14 protein-coding genes are annotated in these 18,377 nt (G+C 69.3%); 4 read left to right on the forward strand and 10 right to left on the reverse strand.

Annotation, left to right across the window (positions count from 1 at the left end; genetic code table 11):
- Nucleotides 1-36: 36 nt before the first annotated feature.
- The 8 genes from D452_RS0108545 to D452_RS0108580 all read right to left on the reverse strand — a co-directional run bounded on the left by D452_RS0108545 (nt 37) and on the right by D452_RS0108580 (nt 7,804).
- Nucleotides 37-732: a vitamin K epoxide reductase family protein gene (locus D452_RS0108545; RefSeq protein ID WP_017543740.1), complete on the reverse strand. Its 696-nt coding sequence runs from the start codon at nt 730-732 to the stop codon at nt 37-39.
- Entirely contained in the window at nt 732-1,427 is a 696-nt protein-coding gene (locus D452_RS0108550) for a DsbA family protein (RefSeq protein ID WP_017543741.1), read from the reverse strand. The genes D452_RS0108545 and D452_RS0108550 overlap by 1 nt, the downstream gene beginning before the upstream one ends.
- A 79-nt stretch (nt 1,428-1,506) precedes the next feature.
- Nucleotides 1,507-1,878, reverse strand: coding sequence for a hypothetical protein (locus tag D452_RS0108555; RefSeq protein WP_017543742.1), 372 nt, complete (start codon nt 1,876-1,878; stop codon nt 1,507-1,509).
- A gap of 77 nt (nt 1,879-1,955) precedes the next feature.
- Nucleotides 1,956-4,463 (reverse strand): glycosyltransferase family 4 protein, encoded by a 2,508-nt coding sequence (locus tag D452_RS0108560; RefSeq protein ID WP_026129099.1) that lies wholly within the window; start codon nt 4,461-4,463, stop codon nt 1,956-1,958.
- A 762-nt stretch (nt 4,464-5,225) separates the two neighbouring features.
- Entirely contained in the window at nt 5,226-5,810 is a 585-nt protein-coding gene (locus D452_RS27955) for an aggregation-promoting factor C-terminal-like domain-containing protein (protein ID WP_239646346.1), read from the reverse strand.
- 137 nt (nt 5,811-5,947) lie between these two features.
- Nucleotides 5,948-6,472, reverse strand: coding sequence for a hypothetical protein (locus tag D452_RS31300; protein WP_017543744.1), 525 nt, complete (start codon nt 6,470-6,472; stop codon nt 5,948-5,950).
- A 7-nt stretch (nt 6,473-6,479) separates the two neighbouring features.
- A complete protein-coding gene (locus D452_RS30270) occupies nt 6,480-7,535 on the reverse strand; it encodes an OmpA family protein (RefSeq protein WP_239646347.1) in 1,056 nt (351 codons plus the stop codon).
- Nucleotides 7,536-7,591: 56 nt separating this feature from the next.
- On the reverse strand, nt 7,592-7,804 hold the full coding sequence (locus tag D452_RS0108580; RefSeq protein ID WP_017543746.1) for a hypothetical protein: 213 nt from the start codon (nt 7,802-7,804) through the stop codon (nt 7,592-7,594).
- 636 nt (nt 7,805-8,440) lie between these two features.
- On the opposite strand from D452_RS0108580, the gene D452_RS31680 reads away from it, so the two are divergent.
- Together D452_RS31680 and D452_RS0108590 are read left to right on the forward strand one after the other, a co-directional pair.
- Complete coding sequence (locus tag D452_RS31680; RefSeq protein WP_026129103.1) at nt 8,441-9,580, forward strand: TIGR04222 domain-containing membrane protein; 1,140 nt, start codon at nt 8,441-8,443, stop codon at nt 9,578-9,580.
- 426 nt (nt 9,581-10,006) lie between these two features.
- On the forward strand, nt 10,007-10,567 hold the full coding sequence (locus D452_RS0108590) for a hypothetical protein (protein WP_017543747.1): 561 nt from the start codon (nt 10,007-10,009) through the stop codon (nt 10,565-10,567).
- 103 nt (nt 10,568-10,670) lie between these two features.
- Here D452_RS0108590 and D452_RS0108595 read toward each other — a convergent pair whose 3' ends face one another.
- Entirely contained in the window at nt 10,671-11,723 is a 1,053-nt protein-coding gene (locus D452_RS0108595; protein WP_017543748.1) for an LLM class flavin-dependent oxidoreductase, read from the reverse strand.
- Nucleotides 11,724-11,967: 244 nt separating this feature from the next.
- Here D452_RS0108595 and D452_RS0108600 point away from each other — a divergent pair, with 244 nt between their 5' ends.
- Nucleotides 11,968-12,246: an ArsR/SmtB family transcription factor gene (locus tag D452_RS0108600; RefSeq protein ID WP_017543749.1), complete on the forward strand. Its 279-nt coding sequence runs from the start codon at nt 11,968-11,970 to the stop codon at nt 12,244-12,246.
- A gap of 1,732 nt (nt 12,247-13,978) precedes the next feature.
- Here the strand turns inward: D452_RS0108600 and D452_RS0108605 are convergent.
- Nucleotides 13,979-15,454 (reverse strand): MATE family efflux transporter, encoded by a 1,476-nt coding sequence (locus D452_RS0108605; protein WP_083927470.1) that lies wholly within the window; start codon nt 15,452-15,454, stop codon nt 13,979-13,981.
- A 528-nt stretch (nt 15,455-15,982) separates the two neighbouring features.
- On the opposite strand from D452_RS0108605, the gene D452_RS0108610 reads away from it, so the two are divergent.
- A complete protein-coding gene (locus D452_RS0108610) occupies nt 15,983-18,241 on the forward strand; it encodes a serine/threonine protein kinase (RefSeq protein WP_017543751.1) in 2,259 nt (752 codons plus the stop codon).
- The last annotated feature ends 136 nt before the right edge of the window (nt 18,242-18,377 follow it).

Consider the following 18,377-nt stretch of genomic DNA (forward strand, 5'->3'; position numbering starts at 1 on the left):
TCCTCCCCGGGAACCGGCGGCCCGCTCCGCGGCGCCCTACAACAGGGTCGTCCAGTAGCTCCAGAAGGCCTCGGCGACCGCGCCGACGATCACCACGCCCCACACGGTCAGCACCACGGTGTGGTTGCGTGCCAGGACCCCGACAGGGCGCCTCAGCGCGCTCGGTACCGGCACGTGCCCGGATCGCAGGTTGTGCAGCGTGACGTACCAGAAGAGCGGGATCGTCACCACCCAGACCACCATGCAGTAGGGGCACAGCGCTCCGATCCGGTACAGGCTCTGGAAGATCAACCAGTGCACGAACACCACGCCGAACAGGCATCCCGCCTGGAGACCCAGCCAGAACCACCGACGGAACCCGAGGTCGGCTCGCGCCCCCGGTCCAGCCCCCGTCCCCGGTTCGGTCCTGGCGAGCAGGGCCGCCCCCACTGCAGTGACCACAGCGAAGCAGACCACTCCGATGAGCGGGTTGGGGACGCCGAACACCTCTGCCTGCGGGGTCACCATCACCGTCCCGCAGGAGAGCACCGGGTTGAAGCTGCACGCGGGCACGTGGTCGGGGTCGGCCAGGACCCGGATCCTCTCCACCAGCAGGGCGGCGGCAGCGACCATGCCGACCAGCCCGCCCACCACGAGCAGCCACGGCAGGGCCCGACTGACGACGGGCACGTCCGCGCCGGGGCGCGGGTTCGCGGAACCGACCGCGCCGTCGTGACGCACGGCGGCGGCCATCACTCCAGCTCCGAGTCGATCATGGCGGACAGGACCTCGGGGGTCGGCATGCTCGGAGCGAGGCGGCCGTTGACGAAGATGGTCGGGGTGCCCTGTACACCGAGCAGCAGACCGTCGTCGAAGTCCGCCTGGACCCGCGCCTCGGTCTCATCGGACTCCATGGTCTCCACGAACTCGTCCATGTCCAGCCCGAGGTCCTCCGCGAAGCCCACGAACACCTCGCTCTGGTCCTCGCGGGACTCGCCCCACTCACCCTGGGTCTCGAACATCCTCTGGTACATCTCGTCCAGGGCGTCCTGCTGGGCGGCGGCCTCCACCGCGGCCGCGGACGGGCCGGAGTTGAGGTGACCGGGGAGCGGGAAGTAGCGGATCACCACGTTGATCCGGCCTTCGTAGTCCTCCCGGACCTGCTCCATCGCGGGGTACTGGGCGCGGCAGGCCTCGCACTCGAAGTCGAGGAACTCCACCACCGTGACCTGGGCGTCCTCCACCCGGTCAAGGTAGCGGCTGTCGTCCCGAACGAGCACGTCGGCCGGGGCGGTGGGCTGGTCCTCGGGAGAGGACCCCGGGGCGGTCGGTCCGGCGTCGCCCCGCGCCGTCGCGGCCTCGTCGTCCCGGTCGAGGTAGACGAGCAGGCCGATCCCGAGGGCGGCGACGACGAGCAGGCAGAGGGTGATGATCAGGTTCTTGCTCATGTGAGGGTTCCTGGGGTCCGTTGCGAACGAGGGCACGCGTGTGAGCCCCACGAGCACGGGGCGGGGCTCGGGGGTGCTCCTAGACCCGCTGGACGCAGAGGAGGGTGAGCAGGCGGTGGCCGTGCGGCCCGGCAGGGTCCCCGCGCGTGCGGCGCGGGGAGGGCCCGGCTCGGGGCGGCACGGGCACACACAGGACCAGCGCCGACCCGAGGGCGAGCATCGGCTGCGCGGTCAACAGACCACGCTCGTCCGGTGTGGGGCAGGCGTGCGAGGACCCCGGGTCCTCGGCGGAGTCGGAGGCCGCGGACCACTCCGTGGCGGCCAGGGGGCCGATCTCCCCTGCTGAACCGGAGCCCGGATAACACAGCGCGCACAGGAAGCACAGCACGACGACGGCCACCAGGGGCACCACCAGGGTGCCCCACCGCCGTGTCGTGGTGTGCCCGTCCATGAGGGGAACTGTAGCGGTGTGCTCAGGGTTGTCCAGGCCGGGGTGGGCCGACCCGCCCCGGCACTCTTGTGTCCGTCTCAGTGGATACGGCGGTTGATGGCCTCCACCAGGTGGACATCGGCGACGGTGACCCTGAGATCCCCCGAACCCAGCGGGGAGACGGTCGCGGACCGCACGTAGGCGCCGTGGCTCCACCGGCGGGCGGTCCGGTCCGGAACCGCCTTCGCTCCCAGCTTGGCCAGCGCGTCCGCCGGGCCCGCCTTCAACCTGAGCTGCCAGGAGGCACGCAGCGCCGACAGCCCCCGGTAGTCGTCGTGTTCGAGCAGCGGGAGGATCCCCACCAGACGCCCTTCCTCCCCGCCGGGCTGGGCGGGTAGCACCTCCAGCGGGAACCGCTGCCCGGAGCCGGTGCCCCGCACCACCTCGAGCGCGAAGCTCGTGTCCACGGGGACCGGGGCCCCCAGGACCACCTCGAAGTACAGCTGGTCGCCGTGGCGGCCCATCGGCCGCACCCGGACCCGGTCCACCGGCAGTGACGGCGCCAACGGAGCGGTCAGGAGCCCCAGCCGGTCGTTGATCGTGTAGTACGGGCGCACCCTGGTGCCGAGGCCGAGCTCGGGCCGCACCTTCTGGGGCGCGTACTCGATGATCTTCTTGTACCCGACCACCCCGGACAGGTGACGGCCCACGGTGTACTCGGTGCCGTCCGACAGGACCACGCGCATCTCCCACTTCTCGGAGTCGCCCTCCCTCCCGCGCACCACCAGCTCGGGATCGATCACGGAGGTGAACTCGCCCCCGGCCGCGACAGCCGAGGGGAACTCGCGCCGGGTCTGAGGGGAGGTCCGCAGCCGCACGACCAGTCGGGCGCGCGCGTCGGGGAGGTGCCTACCGAGCACCCGCCCCTGCACGGTGATCAGCCCGTCCGCGACCTCCACATGTGAGATCTCCGCGTGGTGCGCCGAACGCCGCACGTGCAGCACCAGGCGCCCCTTCGCGGACCGCGCGGGAATCACCATGGAGAGCTCCGCGGTCCGCTCGGGCACCAACGGGAACCCGTGCTGGTGGATCTCCACGTCGCGTACCGGGGTCTCCAGACCGTCGTCCACCCGGTACACCTGCCATGTCCCGGTGACCAGATCCTTCGGCCGCTCATCCCCGGGCCCCTCGGTGTCGTCTCCCGTTCGGGACGCGTCCACCAGGAACCGGCCGTCGGCCTCGGGCAGCAGCTCGACCCGCCGTCCCTTCTTCGTCAGCACCACGCGGCCCGGGTTCCGACCCGCCACGGCCCCGAACCTCCCTTCGTCCGGGCTGAAGGACAGCACCGTCACTCCGTCGGGACCGACCTCCACCCGGCAGGCGGCGGGCGGCTCCGTGCGGGGCGCGGGCACGGACGCCACCGGCGAGGACGGCGTCCCCGCCCCAGCGAGGTCGAAGAACAGCTCCTCGTGCAACCGGACCACGTTGACCGGGTCGAAGCGCTCGGATCCGGAGAGCGCCGCCGACGACATGCGCTGACGCATCTCGTCGTCCCCCATGAGCTGGGCCAGGCCCTCGGCGATCCCGGGCGCGGACTTGTTCGGCACCAGGAGGCCGTCCTCCCGGTCCCGGATGATGGACGCGGGTCCGTGGGGGCAGTTCGTGCTCACCACCGGCAACCCGGAGCGCATCGCCTCCACGATGGTCATCCCGAAGGGCTCCTCGCTGGAGGTCACCGCGGCGAACGCTCCCTGGGCCCAGGCCTCCTCGACCCTTGGGTGAGGCCCCATCAGCCACACACGGTCCTGGAGTCCCAGGGAACCCACCAGTCTGCCGAGCGCTCCGCGTCGGCTGCCCCGCCCGTAGATCCTCAGCGTCCAGTCGGGGAACTCCTCGCTGACCATGGAGAACGCCTGGACCAGCAGGTCGTGCCGCTTGCTGGGGGCCAGCCTGCCCGCGGAGACGATCGTGCGTGTGTCGTGACCGTTCACGGTGAAGGGCGGCGCGGGCACCGAGTTGGGGATGGACAGCAGCCGCACCCCCGGCAGTGGCATCCGTGCCGCGTAGGTGCGCGCGTCCGCCTCGGTGACGGTCACGAACGCGTCGAGGTTGGGGTACTCGGCCGCCATGACCCGGATCAGTTCCTCGGAGTGCTGCTCGTAGGTGAGGTGTTCCTGGCCGACCTTGATGACGCGGCTGGGCGCGGCCCGTGCGATCACCACGTTGAGTCCGGGCCGGGTCCCCACGATCACGTCGGCGTCGGTGGTGGCCAGGTACTCCTCCAACCGGTCGTCGGTGAGTCGGCTGTGCGTGCTCCCTCGACCGTCCTCCGGCGGGAAGAGCAGCGGGGGGAGCCCGGCCCGTTCCGACCCCTCGTACAGCGGGCGCCCGTTCACCCCGGTCGAGCGCTCGTCGTGCTGTCGGATGTCGACCAGGGGACGCAGGCTGACCTGAGGGGGAACGGGGAGTACGGGATCGGCGCGGTGCCGGAACACCGAGACGATCTCCACGTCGTGCCGGGCGGACAGAGCCGCCGCCTGGTTGGCGACCGTGCGCACGGTGCCACCGATGCCGTACATGTCGTTGATCAGATAGGCGATCCTCATCGAGCCCCCATGTCCTCGAGACCGACCGCGCCGTGTGCGTGCGAGGTGGTCCCGGCCCCGTCCCCCCACACCGAGCCGTGCGCCCTGGCCGGGGCCCGGTGGGGATTGAGGGATCAGGCTATGGGTGATATGGCACTAAAAGTCCGAATCTGTCCTGAACTGTCCAAAGGTTTGCTGCCAACTGTGGGGGTTTTGCGGCGCGTTCACGCGGTCGTGGCGCGGGCGGACAACAGGACCACTCGCGGTTCCGGGGAGCCGGGAGTGAGGCCCGCTCCCCCGCCCCTCGGCAAGGGGAGCCGGGGTTCGGGGCGGGGGAGCGGTGGGGGGAGACGGCTCGGCCGGTACCGGAAACGGGTCGGGGCGAGTGCTCGGAGACCCTCCAGGTCCGAGCACCATCCCCGACCGCCGAATCCGACCCACCCGAACGGGGCCCGCCCCCCGTCCGGGCGCCGTCTCCTGGTCTGTGGTCGTGCCGTGCCGTGTGCCCCAGCGCGTGGGGGCGCACGTGCTGAACCGCGGGATCTCCGCCCCCGGTTGGTGAACTCCTGCTTCGACCCAACGTTCGGTGCTTGACCCACCCACAACGTCTCGACAGGAGCAACGCGACGTTGGTCGTGATGGACACTCTGCCGGATCGACGGTCAAAAATCCCGGCCCGGAGCGGACTTCGCCTGGCCGAATCCGGCCACCGTGGGGAAACACCAGGTCGCGCACGGTGAGATGATCCCATGGTCCGAACCATGGTTCGGAGACGGCGACCGCCTAGTAGTACCCGGTGCTCTGCCAGTACCGCCACGCCGTACACGGGGAGCCGTGGGCCTCCTTGATGTAGCCCAGTCCCCAGTTGATCTGCGCCGACGCGCTGTCACCGAACCCCGAGGGCAACGAGCCGTGCTCCGCGGGGTTGAACCCGACGATCCCGCGTGCGCCGGTCGTCGGGTCGACCATCCCGGAGTCCCAGTTGGACATCGCGCTCCAGAGACCGTCCAGACACGTCCACTCCTGGTCGGTCCAGTTGTACGGGTCGGCGGCGGCCGCCTGCATGCCGAGGTTCTTGTTGTCGCTCGCGTTGGAGTTTCCCGCCCCCCACTCGAACTGCTCCGGTTCGTCCGGACGGTCCTCGTCCACCCACGTCTGGTCACCGCAGCCGGGGCCGTTCACCAGACACACCATCTGCCGGACACCCTCGTTGAAGGTGGAGCTCACGCCGGAGGCGTACACGGTGGCGATGATCAGCGCGGCCAGGATGACCGTCGCCCCCATCTCCACGAACGCGGCGCCGCGGTCCTGCCCGGCGTCCCGAGGGGCCCTGGCCCACCGTAGAAGCCTCTCCCGCCACACGGACATCCGAGGAGGGCGGTCGCGCCCGTCCGAACGGTTGGGGGGTCGGTTGGAGGAGGGGCGGCGCGTGTCCCCGAGCTCGGGACGGTGAGGGGTGGTCAACTCCGCCTCCAGAAGAGTCCGGGAACGATCGGGGGATGTGTTCAGGAGATCGTGATGTCCTCGATGTCGGCGAAGCCTGGGATCTCGAGGTTGATCGCGTCGACGTCTTCGGGGACCGAGAACATGGACCAGTACGCTACCTGCTCACCCGGGCCGATCCGTTCCTTGAAGTCGATGGACGAAACCCCGGAGCAGAGGCATGCGTTGGAGCTGTCCATAATCGGATGGAACCGAGTGGCCATATCCGTGGAAGTCGCCGTGACCCCGGAGTAGGGGATGTTCTCGTACAGATACGAATCCCCAGTCGGCCAGTCGAAGTAGACGTCCTCGCCGCTGTCGTTACGAATGCTCCAAGTCACGGAAAGGAAGGATTCCGCTCCGTCCTTCTCCGCAGAGTGGACCTCGGCGGACAGGCCCGAGCTGAAACCCTCGTTCGACTCCGCGGTTCCCAGGGAATCGAGATTCTCGGTCATCGGCCCAGAGGCGGCCAGCGCCCCGGAAGAGGTGACGGCGGCCAGAACCGCGAGCAGAGCGGCGGCCCCGACGGCTCGGACGATTCGCTTCATCAGACCCCTACTTCTCGAACGTGACGCTCACACGGCGGTTGCGCTCACGTCCCTCTTCGGTGGCGTTGTCGGCAATAGGGTCCGCGGATCCATGGCCCGCGGCCTCAAAGGTGATGCCCTCGCGGGTGATCAGTTCACTCAGGGAGGACTCAACGCTCGCGGCACGATCCTCCGAGAGTGGGAGGTTCACCGCGTCGTTGCCGGTGTCATCGGCGTATCCGTCGACGGAGACCACGTTCGAGCCCGCGTCATCGATTTCCTGCGCCACCTGTTCCAGGATCTCCTGGGCCTCGTCGCTGAGGTCTGAGCTGCCCGTGCCGAAGAGAACATCAGAGGAAAGGATGATGCTCACCTCGTCTCCGCTCTCGGTCCGCCCGGTCTGGTCTCCATCCAGGCTGTCGGAAATGAGGGTGAGATTGAGAACCTCGTCGCCTTCCAGATCACCGCTCTCCACCGACTCGGATGACCGGCTGATGGGTACGTCCAGCATCGGAGGGGTCAGCGGGGTGACGATGCTCATGCTGCGCACGTCGGCTGGTGGATTCGGATACATGACCCAGAGTTCTTCGGTCGATCCGCTTTCCAGTGCTCCGGGGAGGGCATTGCAGAAGCAGCTGGTATCAGTGTGCTTCAGGCTTCGGTATCTCTTCTGGTTCGCACTGTCGATGAGGCTGATTTCGCTCGCGCTGTCCTCATCATTCGAGCCGGACAGGCCAAAGCCGAGAATGAAGCTTTCAGAGGAGTTGTTGGTGACTCCCATGCGGAGCCGAAGAAGGTCGTTCTCCAGCCTCTCAAGGGCGTAGACATCGATTTGCAGGTCCGAGCCGATGTCGGTTGAAGTGGTAACCGAACTGGCGATGACTTCCGAGTTGTCCTCTTCGGTCCCACCGTTTTCGGTGACCTCTCCTCCCGACCCCTCTGATGTCGCGTCAGGTCGTTCGGGGGCGCTGTCCGAAGCCACGACGCAACCGGAGAGAGTGAACAGAAGCACGGAGAGCAGTGCTGCCGCCGACATGCCTCTTGTACTCGCCTCCATCGAGGGAGGCCTGGTCTCGGGCGTCAAACTCCTACCGCTCCTCTGGCTGTTCCATGGGGGTCATCGTCGCAGGCGATCGGAGGTCACGGGGGAGTCAGGGTGGTCCGGATCGTCCGGCTGATCCCTTGGACGATGGTGTCGGCGATCCCGCTGCCCATGAGGACCATGGCGACCAGTCCGACGAACACGAGGATGGCCCCGTACTCGACGAAACCAGCACCTCGATCGCTGCTGCGCTCGGCCCTGGGAAGGGCGAGGGAGCTGAGCCTGACCCAGACCTGGTGCGTGAAGTTCACTGGGGGACTCCTTGGGGGACTGGGGCTGCGAGGCCACAGCCGCTGGCGAGTTCGCCTGGTTCGAGGGCCGGACGCCGGCCGGGGGCGTGCCCAAAGCTGCTCTGTCCTGCGCTCTGTGTGGCCCGTGCTGTCTGGAACGTGGTCATCGCGGTCACCTCCTCGCGGGGCTGAACTGATCCGGGTCCGCGCATGGCGGTGCCCTGAACCCGTGCCCCTCCACTATCGGACATCACTCGGTGTCCCACCCCCGAGTCTGGCCGAATGTGGCCACATTGATTCGGGGTTCATCCTAGGTGCTCTGGATTCCCCGTTTCCCTTCCGTCCGAGAAGTCGCAGGTAAGGGTTGATTCTCGGGGTTCTCTCGCCTTGTTGGAGGGCTCGGATGTCCGCGGGAGTCTTCCACGGGTCATTTGACAGGGAGGAGGTTGCTGTGTTTTCGCGGTCGAGTCCGTGATGCGGGAACAAAGCCCCAGGCCAGAGGGTGTGTCCGCGCGATGGTGTTGAATTGTCCAGTTCGCGCACGACGCTCACCCTTCGCCACCCCTACCTCAGTGACCCTCCACAGCCGCACCCCTGCTCCAGCTGATCCTCCTGGCCGACGCCCCCAACGGCCGACCTGTCAGAAAGGCCCGAATCTTGGACGCCACGGTGCTCATCCCCCTCCTGGGGGCCCTGCTCGGCCTGGCCATCGGTCTGTTTCCCCTCGTCAAGGTGTTCAACGCGAATCGTGTGATCGGCGCGTCGGTCTCGTCGGTCCCCGCCCCGAGCCGACAGCCGAGGCCCGAGGAACTCACCCCCACCGAACTCGCCTACCTCGTGGGCGGTGCCACCCGCGTCGGGGAGGTGGTGCTCCTGGACCTCTTTCTCTCGGGACGCATCCGACGCCAGACCAGGGGCGGGTTCTTCACCCTGGTGGGTCCCTCCAACGCCTACGTCACTGAGAAGGACCAGGTACGCAGGGACATCGTCAAGGCGTTCAAGGACCGCACGGGATTGACGGCCCGGGGGATGATTCGTACGGCGACCTTCAGCCGGGGCATCGACCGGGTCCGGCAGCGGCTCGCCGAACGGCGTCTGATCGCCCACTCCGGTGAGCTCACCAAGACGCTGGCCGACTTCCACGACGGCGGGTGGATCTCCCAACGGCTCTCCTTCGTGGGGTCGGGGCTGCTGCTGGCCGGGCTGGTGCTGATGACGGCCCACGAACAGAACGGCTGGACGGTCGCCCTGACCGTGCTCGGCGGGATCCTCTCCGTGCTGAACGGCTTCTCCTTCGCCCTGTACCTGGGCCGGGGCGGTCGGAACGTCTCCACCAGGACCCCCTCGGGCCGGGAACTGCTCCTGGAGGCGGAACGGACCTACTCCGTCGACGACGTCGAGGGACGTTCGATGGTGCGGGAGGAGGCGCTCGGCTACACCGCGGTGATCGGGCTCGGCCCGATGGGCCGTGAGGCGGCGGGGCGCCGGGGGCGGGACGGTTCGGGCGGGGACGCCGTGCGGGTCGTGACGGACTCGGGATCGGCACAGCTGGTCGGAGAGTCCTCGGGCGGGTTCGCGGAGCGGACCCCCGAGCCCCGGGAGGGGTTCGAGCTCGACTGGGGCGACCTGTGCGAGTTCGCCGACCTGTGCTCGGTGGGCGGCGACTCCGGTGGCTCGGCTCCATCGGGTTCCCACGGAGGTTCCTCGGGCGGTGGCGGGCTCTTCGACGGCGGCTCAGGTGACGGTTCGGGGGGTTCCGGTGGCGGTGACGGAGGCGGCGGTGGGGGCGGGGACTGACCTCCGGGGGCCGCGCCCCTACACCCGCGGTGGCCGCTCCGCATCCGTTTCCCAGGAAACGGGTGAACCGGCCGTAGGGGGGAGCGGCGTAAGAGAATGCAGGGGGAGGTGAGGTGTGGGGGTACCACGATGGTGTGCCTGGCGGATCGAAAGATCCAGGAGACGCGAACCCTGTCGCGTGTGGCGGTGCGAACCGCGCCGCCCGCGCCGGCCGACGCCAGGATCACCTTTCCGACCGTATGAGGCACGGGGACGTTATCGTCTACCCGGGTGAGTCCTGGGCCGATTTCGGGGCACGAAGCCCCCACACACCGAGTCTCGAACGTCCTCCGACCCCGCTCCCCTCACCCGTCCGGCCCTGTTCCCGCCTGGCTGATCCGACACCCGCCCCCCAGAACCGACCCAGCTCACCCCAGAAGGAGTTCCATGACTCCGGAACCAGCGGAACCAGAGGCGGGGGAGTGGTTTCGCCGCTACTTCGCCCCCGAGGAGCTGGACCGGCTCGAACAGTTCCCGGTCCGTATCCCCACCGGCCACGAGTTCGGCCTGCTGGGCCTGCTCGGCGCCTGGCACACGCACGTCCGAAGACTGCGGGCGGATCTCACCCTCGCGGACGGGGACCCCTCCGCCTGCGGTGTCCACGACCTCGTGACCGCGCTCGTCCTGCGCGACTTCGTGGATCGGGGGATCGCCACCCTGGGCACGGAACTCACCAGGAGCGTGGACTCCGCCCTGGCCGACCTCGACGAGCGCTTCCGTTCCCTCACGGAGGAGGACGGCGTCGGCCTCCTGGCCCTGGCCGAACCGGAGGCCGAGGGCCGGACCGACGAGAAGTGGTGGTGGCGCCGCATCCCGCTGAGCGGCCCCGCGCGCAGGGAACTCGACAGTGCGGCCGCCCGTGAACAGGACGGACGGGTGCCCGGCCCGACGCCACCGTCCTCTGTTCACAGGACGGTCCCCGGAGACAGTGCGGGGCGGGGTCCCTGACGACCCCGCCCCATCCCTGTCACCGGAGGAAGCGGTTCCGGATCCTGCCTGATCCGGTTCCGCACCCTTGACCAGTACCCCCGGTCAGGGTTCCGTGCCGCACTCAGCTCCCGACGGGCGCCGCCGGACCGAACGCGTCGGCCAGCAGTTCGTAGGAGCGGAAGCGGGCCGTCTTGTCGTAGATCATCGAGGAGATCATCAGTTCGTCCACGCCGGTGTCGGCGACGAACTGGTCGATCCTGCTCCGCACGGTCTCCTGGGAGCCCACGAACGAGTAGCGGAGCATCGCACTCGTCTGCTCCTTCTCCCCGGGGCGCCACATCGTGTCCATGGCCGAACTCCGGACCGGGGGCTGGAGCAGGCCGCGCGCGTTGCGCATGATGCCCAGGAAGGCCTGCTGCTGCGAGGTGAACAGGTTCTTCGCCTCGGCGTCGGTGTCGGCGACGACCACGTTGATCCCGGCCATCGCGTACGGCTTCTGGGCCTGCTCCGAGGGCGCGAAGTCCTCCCGGTAGGCGGCGAGCGCGTCGTAGAGCGCGCTCGGCGCGAAGTGCGACGCGAAGGCGTACGGCAGCCCCAGGTGCGCGGCGAGCTGGGCGCCGAACAGGCTGGATCCGAGGATCCACAGGGGCACCCGCAGGCCCTCGCCGGGGACGGCGCGCACCGGCTGTCCGGGGCTGGCGGGCTCGAAGAGCGACCGGAGCTCCTGGACGTCCTGGGGGAAGGTCGAGGAGGCGGAGTGGTCACGGCGCATGGCCCGCATGGTGCGCGGGTCGGTTCCCGGGGCACGCCCCAGCCCGAGGTCGATGCGTCCCGGGTAGAGGGACTCCAGGGTGCCGAACTGTTCGGCGATCACCAGTGGGGAGTGGTTCGGGAGCATGACGCCGCCCGAGCCGACCCTGATGGTGGAGGTTCCCTCGGCGATGAAGCCGAGGGAGACCGAGGTGGCCGCGCTGGCGATGGCCCGCATGTTGTGGTGCTCGGACAACCAGAAACGCGTGTAGCCCCAGCGTTCCAGGTTCTGGGCGAGTTCGCGGGCGTCGCGCAGGGCCTCGCCGGGGGTGGAGCCCTCGACGATGCTCGCGTGGTCCAGGACGGACAGGGCGGGCCCCGTTCCCGGTGTCTCGGTCCGTGCTGCCCCAGCTGATTCCGTCATCTCAGTTACCCCCACTGGCCTGAATCATTCGATGATCGTCGAACATCGAACATTGACGGTACACTCGCCGCTGAACGCACACCAAATCCTGACCGCGGATCGGCGAGGCCGCCGGACGGGGTTCGGCGGGGCGGCGACGCCCTCGAACGGACGTGCGGAACGGCTGCGTGACAGAGGAAGTGGAGGTGGGGTCTTGGTTCCCAAGGGGCCGTCCAAGGGGCATGAGCATCCGGCCCTGGCCGAAGTGGATCTGGTCACGGTCCTGTCCGCGTTGGCCGAACCCACCCGGATGCGGATCGTGTGCATGCTCGCCGAGTTCGAGGGTGAGCGGGCCTGGAAGGACATCGAACTTCCGATCGCGCAGTCGACCCTGAGCCACCACCTGAAGATCCTGCGCAACGCCGGGGTGATCCAGAACCGGACCGAGGGCACGCGCTGCTTCGTCTCGCTGCGGGACCAGGAGCTCGACGGGCGGTTCCCCGGGCTGCTGGAGACGGTGCTGAGCTGTCGGGACTCGCGCTAGGCGCGGTTCCGTTGACGCTGTCGCGCGTGCTGGTGGCGCAGGCGTGAGCTTCCGTCCGTGCGATCCCCCATGGGGCGACGGGACCGGGGTGGCCCCGCGGCGCGAACACGTCATGTCTTCACTCACGCAGGCGCAACGAAGCCGGGTGGCGCTGAGTTCCCGCCCTCGTCGTGTTTCTGGTGCGGGTGTCTCCGTGGCGGGGTCGGGGGTTGGTTCGAGCGCAGCCGTATGCGTGATCCGGGTAAGGGCTCGACGTCGGTCTCATTCGTGGGACGGGGGCGAAGGAGTGCGGCCCCGGTCGCGGTCGGCTCCTCAGAGCCGACGCGAACCGGGGCCGCGACCGAGGATGGCCTCCGTTCCTGCCTCTCCCCCCAGATGGCAGGAACGGCGAGTGCCCCCCCTTTTTCCTTCTTGGTCGGGGCCCGCGAACCCTCTGTTCCCCTTTCCCTCCAGTGGCTTTGTCGCACGGAAGGCAGCAGAGGCGCAGGGCCCCTCGGTGGCGAATGGAACATCCACGTGCTCGGCGAACGTGAATTCCCCCGAATCCCATGCCACTTGAGCAGGCGGGAGTGCCTTTGGCGGAAGTTCCCCCTAGATTACAACTTCCACGAAGTCAATCCCCATCGAACCCGCACATCCCTCGTGTGACGAACGAGAGAAAGCGAGATCCCGCAGATGCACTCTATCGCTTCGCGGAACCATTCTGTCCATGTCCGGGAATCCCGTTCTGTGGTGAACGTGAACCAACCGCCGGGCCCCGGAAACGGGCGAACGCACGGAACGCTGAGTGCATGACGCGGACACCAGGACACGCGCTGGCCTCGGGCTCGAAGCCAGTGCCGACCGGTGACCGACGGTCCGAGTATGCCTGAGGCGGAGGGTGCTTCGCAGCCGTTCCGTGGCAATTCCTCAATCTGATTCTCCGATGTGGCTCAGTGCCGCACTCGGGGTGGTCATTGGCGGCGTCCGGATTGGTTGGGGCGGGCGCTCCGTGCCGTCTTTTGTAGGTGGTTTGGTGTCTAAAGTCATCGCTTGGCGGAAACCGGACACCCTCGGAGTGCAGGTTTCGGCGGGGAGGGGTCTGCGCCGGACGCCCTGCCGTGGCTCCCAGTGGCGGGTGGCGTGGCGATGTGCTCCTTACCGGGGGCGGGTTGGGCATGTCCTTGAGGTGGCTCCTGGTGGCCGCTGGGATGGCCTCATGGGGCTTCTCCGACCCCAAGGGAAACATCGACGGTTGTCTCGTTCCTTGGGGTAACTGTCCGGTTCCCCCTCGGAGTGGGGCTTCGGAAGGGGTTGACGCGGGTGGCAGCCCCCGGGTGCACAGGGTGCCGGTGTCGAGGACGTCGGGTCCAAGGGGCGTCACCGTGCTTGCGGGGATCGGGCCTTCCGTGGGCCCGGACGCCCGAGCGAGGCCGCGTTCTCGAGTCGATTCCCGAAGAAATATACGAGCGCTTACCGAGCGCTTTACCCAGTGAAATGCGAATGGACGCCTCCCGAAATCATGGTGGTGTCGCGCAGGGGAAAGCAGGGGTCTTCGGGGTCCGCTTGGCACCCCCGTCGAGGTCGGTGGCGGTGGGCGTGCCGTCGCGAGGATGGGAAGGCAAGCGAGAGATCCACCGGTACGAAGCATGACTTCTATGCGAGTCACGCATGAAGCGGGCCGTTCCCTGAACCGTCCTGTTCGCATACTGCGAGTGGTGGTCGGGTTTTGCCTCGGTGGGGGCGGGGTCGGTCAGGCCCGGGTCAGTCGGAGGAAGCCACCGGCCTGGCCGAGGACCAGCCCGAGGTTGGCCAGTGCGTAGGCCCACCAGAGCCAGGCCAGTCCACCCGCGGAGGCGACGGGGAAGGCGGCCAGGGCCAGCAGCCCGAAACACACCGCGAAGGTGTACAGCGTCGGCGCGGTGCGCTTCAGGGCCAGCAGCCCCATACCCGGCATCGCCTGCACACCGTCGGCGAGGACGACCACGAAGACCACCGGGATCAGGGCGGACACCAGCGTGGACACCGCCGGGTCGGGGGTGAAGACCCCGATGACCGGGGCCGCCGCGACCGAGATGAGGAGCATGCTCAACCCGATCACCGGCAGGGCCAGCGTCAGCCCCGCCGCCAGGATCCTGCGGACCTCACCGAACCCGCTCCCCGGACCGCCCTCCGAGCCGTTCCCCGAACCGTCCCGGGAGACCTCGGCCTCCCTGGCGGCGCGCGCCATGAAGGGGACGGCGGCCTGGCCCGTCGCGGTCGCGGGGAGGAAGACGAAGGTCACCAGGGTCACCATCACCTGATGGGCCGCGGCCTCCACGGCGCCGATCCGCGCCACCGCCATCGCGAGCAGGCCGAGAACACCGAACTTGACCAGCATCGTCGTCCCCATGGGGAGACCGACCCGCGCGATGTGCCAGACCCCCGACCAGTCCGGTGCGGCCGGCCCGCGCGGTCGGGTGGCCAGGACCGCGCCGCGCCGTAGCAGGACCTGGGCCACGGTCGCCATCGCGAGGGCGGTCAGCAGCATCGCGATCCCCGCGCCCGCGATGTCCAGGCCGAGCAACAGGACCAACGTGGGGATCAGGACCACTGACATCGCCGTACCCACCAGGCCCACAGTCATCGCCTGCTTGGACCTGCCCAGCCCGATCAGCAGGACGGTCGCGCAGGACTGGAAGGAGTTGGCGAGGAGGGCGAGCGCCATCAGGTAGGGGAAGGGGCCGAGCGCCGCCACCGTCTCCGCGGGTACCCCGATCAACCGGGCGCCCGTCGGCACCGACGCCACCACCGCGCCGCCGAGCAGGCCCATGCACAGCGCCAGCCAGAGGGAGTCGCGAAGGGTGGGTGCGAGGGCATCGGGGTCCTCGGCGTTCTGCGCGACGAACGGCATGGATCCGCGCAGCGCACCCTGGACCACCATCGAGGCGGGGTTGTACAGGGCGACGGTCATGGCGTAGGCGGCCAGGACGGCGGTGCCGGTGTGACCCAGGACCCCTGCGGTGACCAGGGTTCCGACGACGGTGGCGGCCATGGAGAGGTAGAGGGGGAGGGCCTTACCCGCGATCCCACTGACGAGTCGGCCGAAGGAGGGTCGGGGTTCCGGCACGGGATCGTTCGGCGAGGTCACTTCCTCTGCGGGATCGACCTCGGGCGGGGTCGTGTCACCTGATGCGTGGGGGCGGTCCGCGCGGTGAGCCGCCGTGTTCCGGGGGGCGTCGTCAACCATGGTCTTCTCTGGTGGAGGAAGGACGTCGGTGGTCGCGGAGAAACTATCAGTGCGACCACGGGTGATTTGTGGTGCATTTGGGCTGACGTTGGTCCCGTGGCTGGTGTCCGATGTCGGGTTGGTCTTCCTGTTCACTGTCGCCGCTGTCGGAGCGATCCGCCTTCGTCCGGCGTCGGAGACTGGTTGACATCGGATTGCACCGATTTCCTCTCCTTCCCGTAACGTCCTCACCCACCGTGTCGACGGATGGAGTCCGTGGTGGCGACCCGTCGGGCGGTGACCGGGCAGTCGTGATCGCCCCCGCGATCCTTGGTGAACAGGCGTTACCGGCCCCCGCGCGGGGGTGTGGGCGCGCTCTCGCGTGCGGCTGGGTGTCCGTCGCGAATGGGTCCCGCGCACACGCGGAAAAGGGGGATCGCTGCATCGGATCTCTCACAAATTAGGTAGATTCGCAGAACAACGGGATCGAATGTGCTATCCCGGCACGGCCCACCACAACCGTCCCTGATGTGTGGAAAGCTGCCCCCAATGGACTTCTCCCTCCCCGCTCTGCCGTCGAACGTCACCCCCCTGACCGACGGCGACCCGCTCCAGGTGGGCCACTACCGACTCATCGGGCGTCTGGGCGCCGACGGTGTGAGCACCCTGTTCGCCGCTGTCTCCCCCGACCACGAACCGACCGTCCTCCGGATGGCGGGAGCCGAATGGGCGCCCTCGACCGTCTCCGAAGGGGAGGTCGCACCGGTCGACCACACCACCGGAGTGTGCGCGGTGGGCGTCCGCGAACTCGGGACCCACGAGGGCCGGCCGTGGTCCGCGATCGCCTACCTCCCCGGCGTGGACCTGCGCGAGCACGTGCGAACGCACGGAGCCGTGGGCGGAGAAGCCCTGCTGGTGCTGGCCGCAGGGATGGCCGAGGCACTCGCCAGCACCCACGCCTCGGGCACCCTGCACGGCGACGTGCGCCCGGAGAGCGTGGTGGCCTCGGAGAGCGGGCCCCGCGTGCTCGACTTCGGGATCGCCCGCCGAATCGACGACACGGCGTCGGTACAGAGCGGGACGAGCCTGGGCTGGCTGGCCCCCGAACGGTACGAGGGCTCGCCCGCCACACAGGGGTCCGACGTGCACGGCTGGGCCTGTCTCGTGGTGTTCGCGGCCACCGGCGAACCCCCGTTCGGGGCGTCACCCGCCGGGCACAACCCCGGGCGGGTGCCCGGGCAGATCCTGTGGGAGATGGCCCGCCGCACACGCGAGGCGAGAGTTGACCTGAGACTGCTCCCGGAGGACCTGCGGCCGCTGCTGATGCGCGCCTTCTCCCCTGACCCGGAGCTGCGGCCCTCGGCCGAGGACGCCTACCTCGAGTGCCTGTTGATGCTCGGCATCGACGAACAGTCGACCGCCAATACCTGGCCGGACCAGCTTCGAGCGCTGATCACCCGGCACTGGCCGCGACCGGACCTGAGCTGGCACGATCCGGAGCGTTGGATCCGGGCCGCACGCGCCCTGGGCCAGGCGGGTCAGCGGACGGCCGCAAGCGGGTCGGCGCCCGGGGACACCGGCGCGGTGGTCGGTGGCGCGGTCGTTCCGTCCGGACCGGAGGGGCCGTCCGCCGGTCCCGGGCCGGGCGGGCCCGACTCCTCCACCGGGGGCGACGCGGGCACCGATGACGAGGAGTGGGGGCCCGAAGCGGCGGCCGAGGCGTACGGGCACACCCCTCGCCCCCCGATGAGCGGCGGGCACGGGGCCGTGCCCGCCGCGCGCGGCGCGGGCACGGCCGGACTCGGGGGAGCGGAGTACCTGTTCGGGCCCTCCCGGACCGGAGGCCACGGTCCCTCGGGGGCGGAGACCGGCGGGATCGACCTCGACGGGGACGACGACACCGTCTCCCGGGGCAGGGTCGGTCTCTGGCTCGCCGTGGGCGCCGTCGGGATGGTCGCGGTGCTCGGTGGCGGCTACCTGCTGTTCGAAACCCTGGGTGAGTCGCCCGCCGACACCGTCGTCTCGGAGGGCGCCGCCGAGGAACCTGTCGAGTCCGAGCCCGAGGACGAACCCGGGGAGGAGAGCGGTCCCCCAGCCCTGGACTGCGATGACGCCGAGCGCATGAGTGCCCAGCACGCCCACGCTCCCTGGCGCCCCTTCAGCACGGAGACCGTCTCCCCGGACGCGTACGCCCCGCTCCTCGTCCCGGGGCCCGAGGGCGAGCCCAACACCAGTCCCGACGTCTGGCCGTTCGTCTCCCCGCTCGACCACGACACCGTCGACTTCGGCCTGGTCACACCAGAACTGGACGGCTTCCCGGTGCTCACCGTGTGCATGACCGCCGCGCGCGACACCGGCGAGGGGGTCGAGTTCACGGCGGAGCTCACCTACCATCCCACGGTCGGCAGCCACCGCGTGTACGAGGAGGACTTCCTCACCCTCACGCCCCTCGACCCCGAACGGAACGGGGGCGTCGACAAGGAGACCGTCCGGGGCGGGACCGGCAGCGAGCTGGGACAACCGATGACCACGCTCGCGGAACTGAGCCCGCAGTACCCGTCCGCCGAGGTCACCGTGCTCATCCCGGGAGCTCCGGAGCGATCGGGGATCGCCTACCGGCCCTCCGAGTACTCGGTCACGCTCGTCCACGACCTCAGCGGTCACTGCTACGACGTGGACGGCACGGAGGAGTGGCGCGACGGGGACCGGCTGGGTTCCGGACAGTTCGCCCTGCCGAGCACCGAGCCCGGCGAGAACGACATGATGCGGTGCCCGGTGGACGAACCGGTGGAACAGGGCGGCGTCTGACCTCCGACGTCCTGAAGAGGACCGCGTCAGCGGTGTTCCCCCCGCGTCCCCGGCAGCCGGGTGCGTGCGTAGGTGAGTCGGCGCAGCAGCGCCTCGGCCGGTCCACGCAGCCCGAAGCGGCGGGGGGGGGGGGGGG

This window comes from Nocardiopsis prasina DSM 43845, assembly GCF_000341265.1.
GTDB lineage: Bacteria > Actinomycetota > Actinomycetes > Streptosporangiales > Streptosporangiaceae > Nocardiopsis > Nocardiopsis prasina.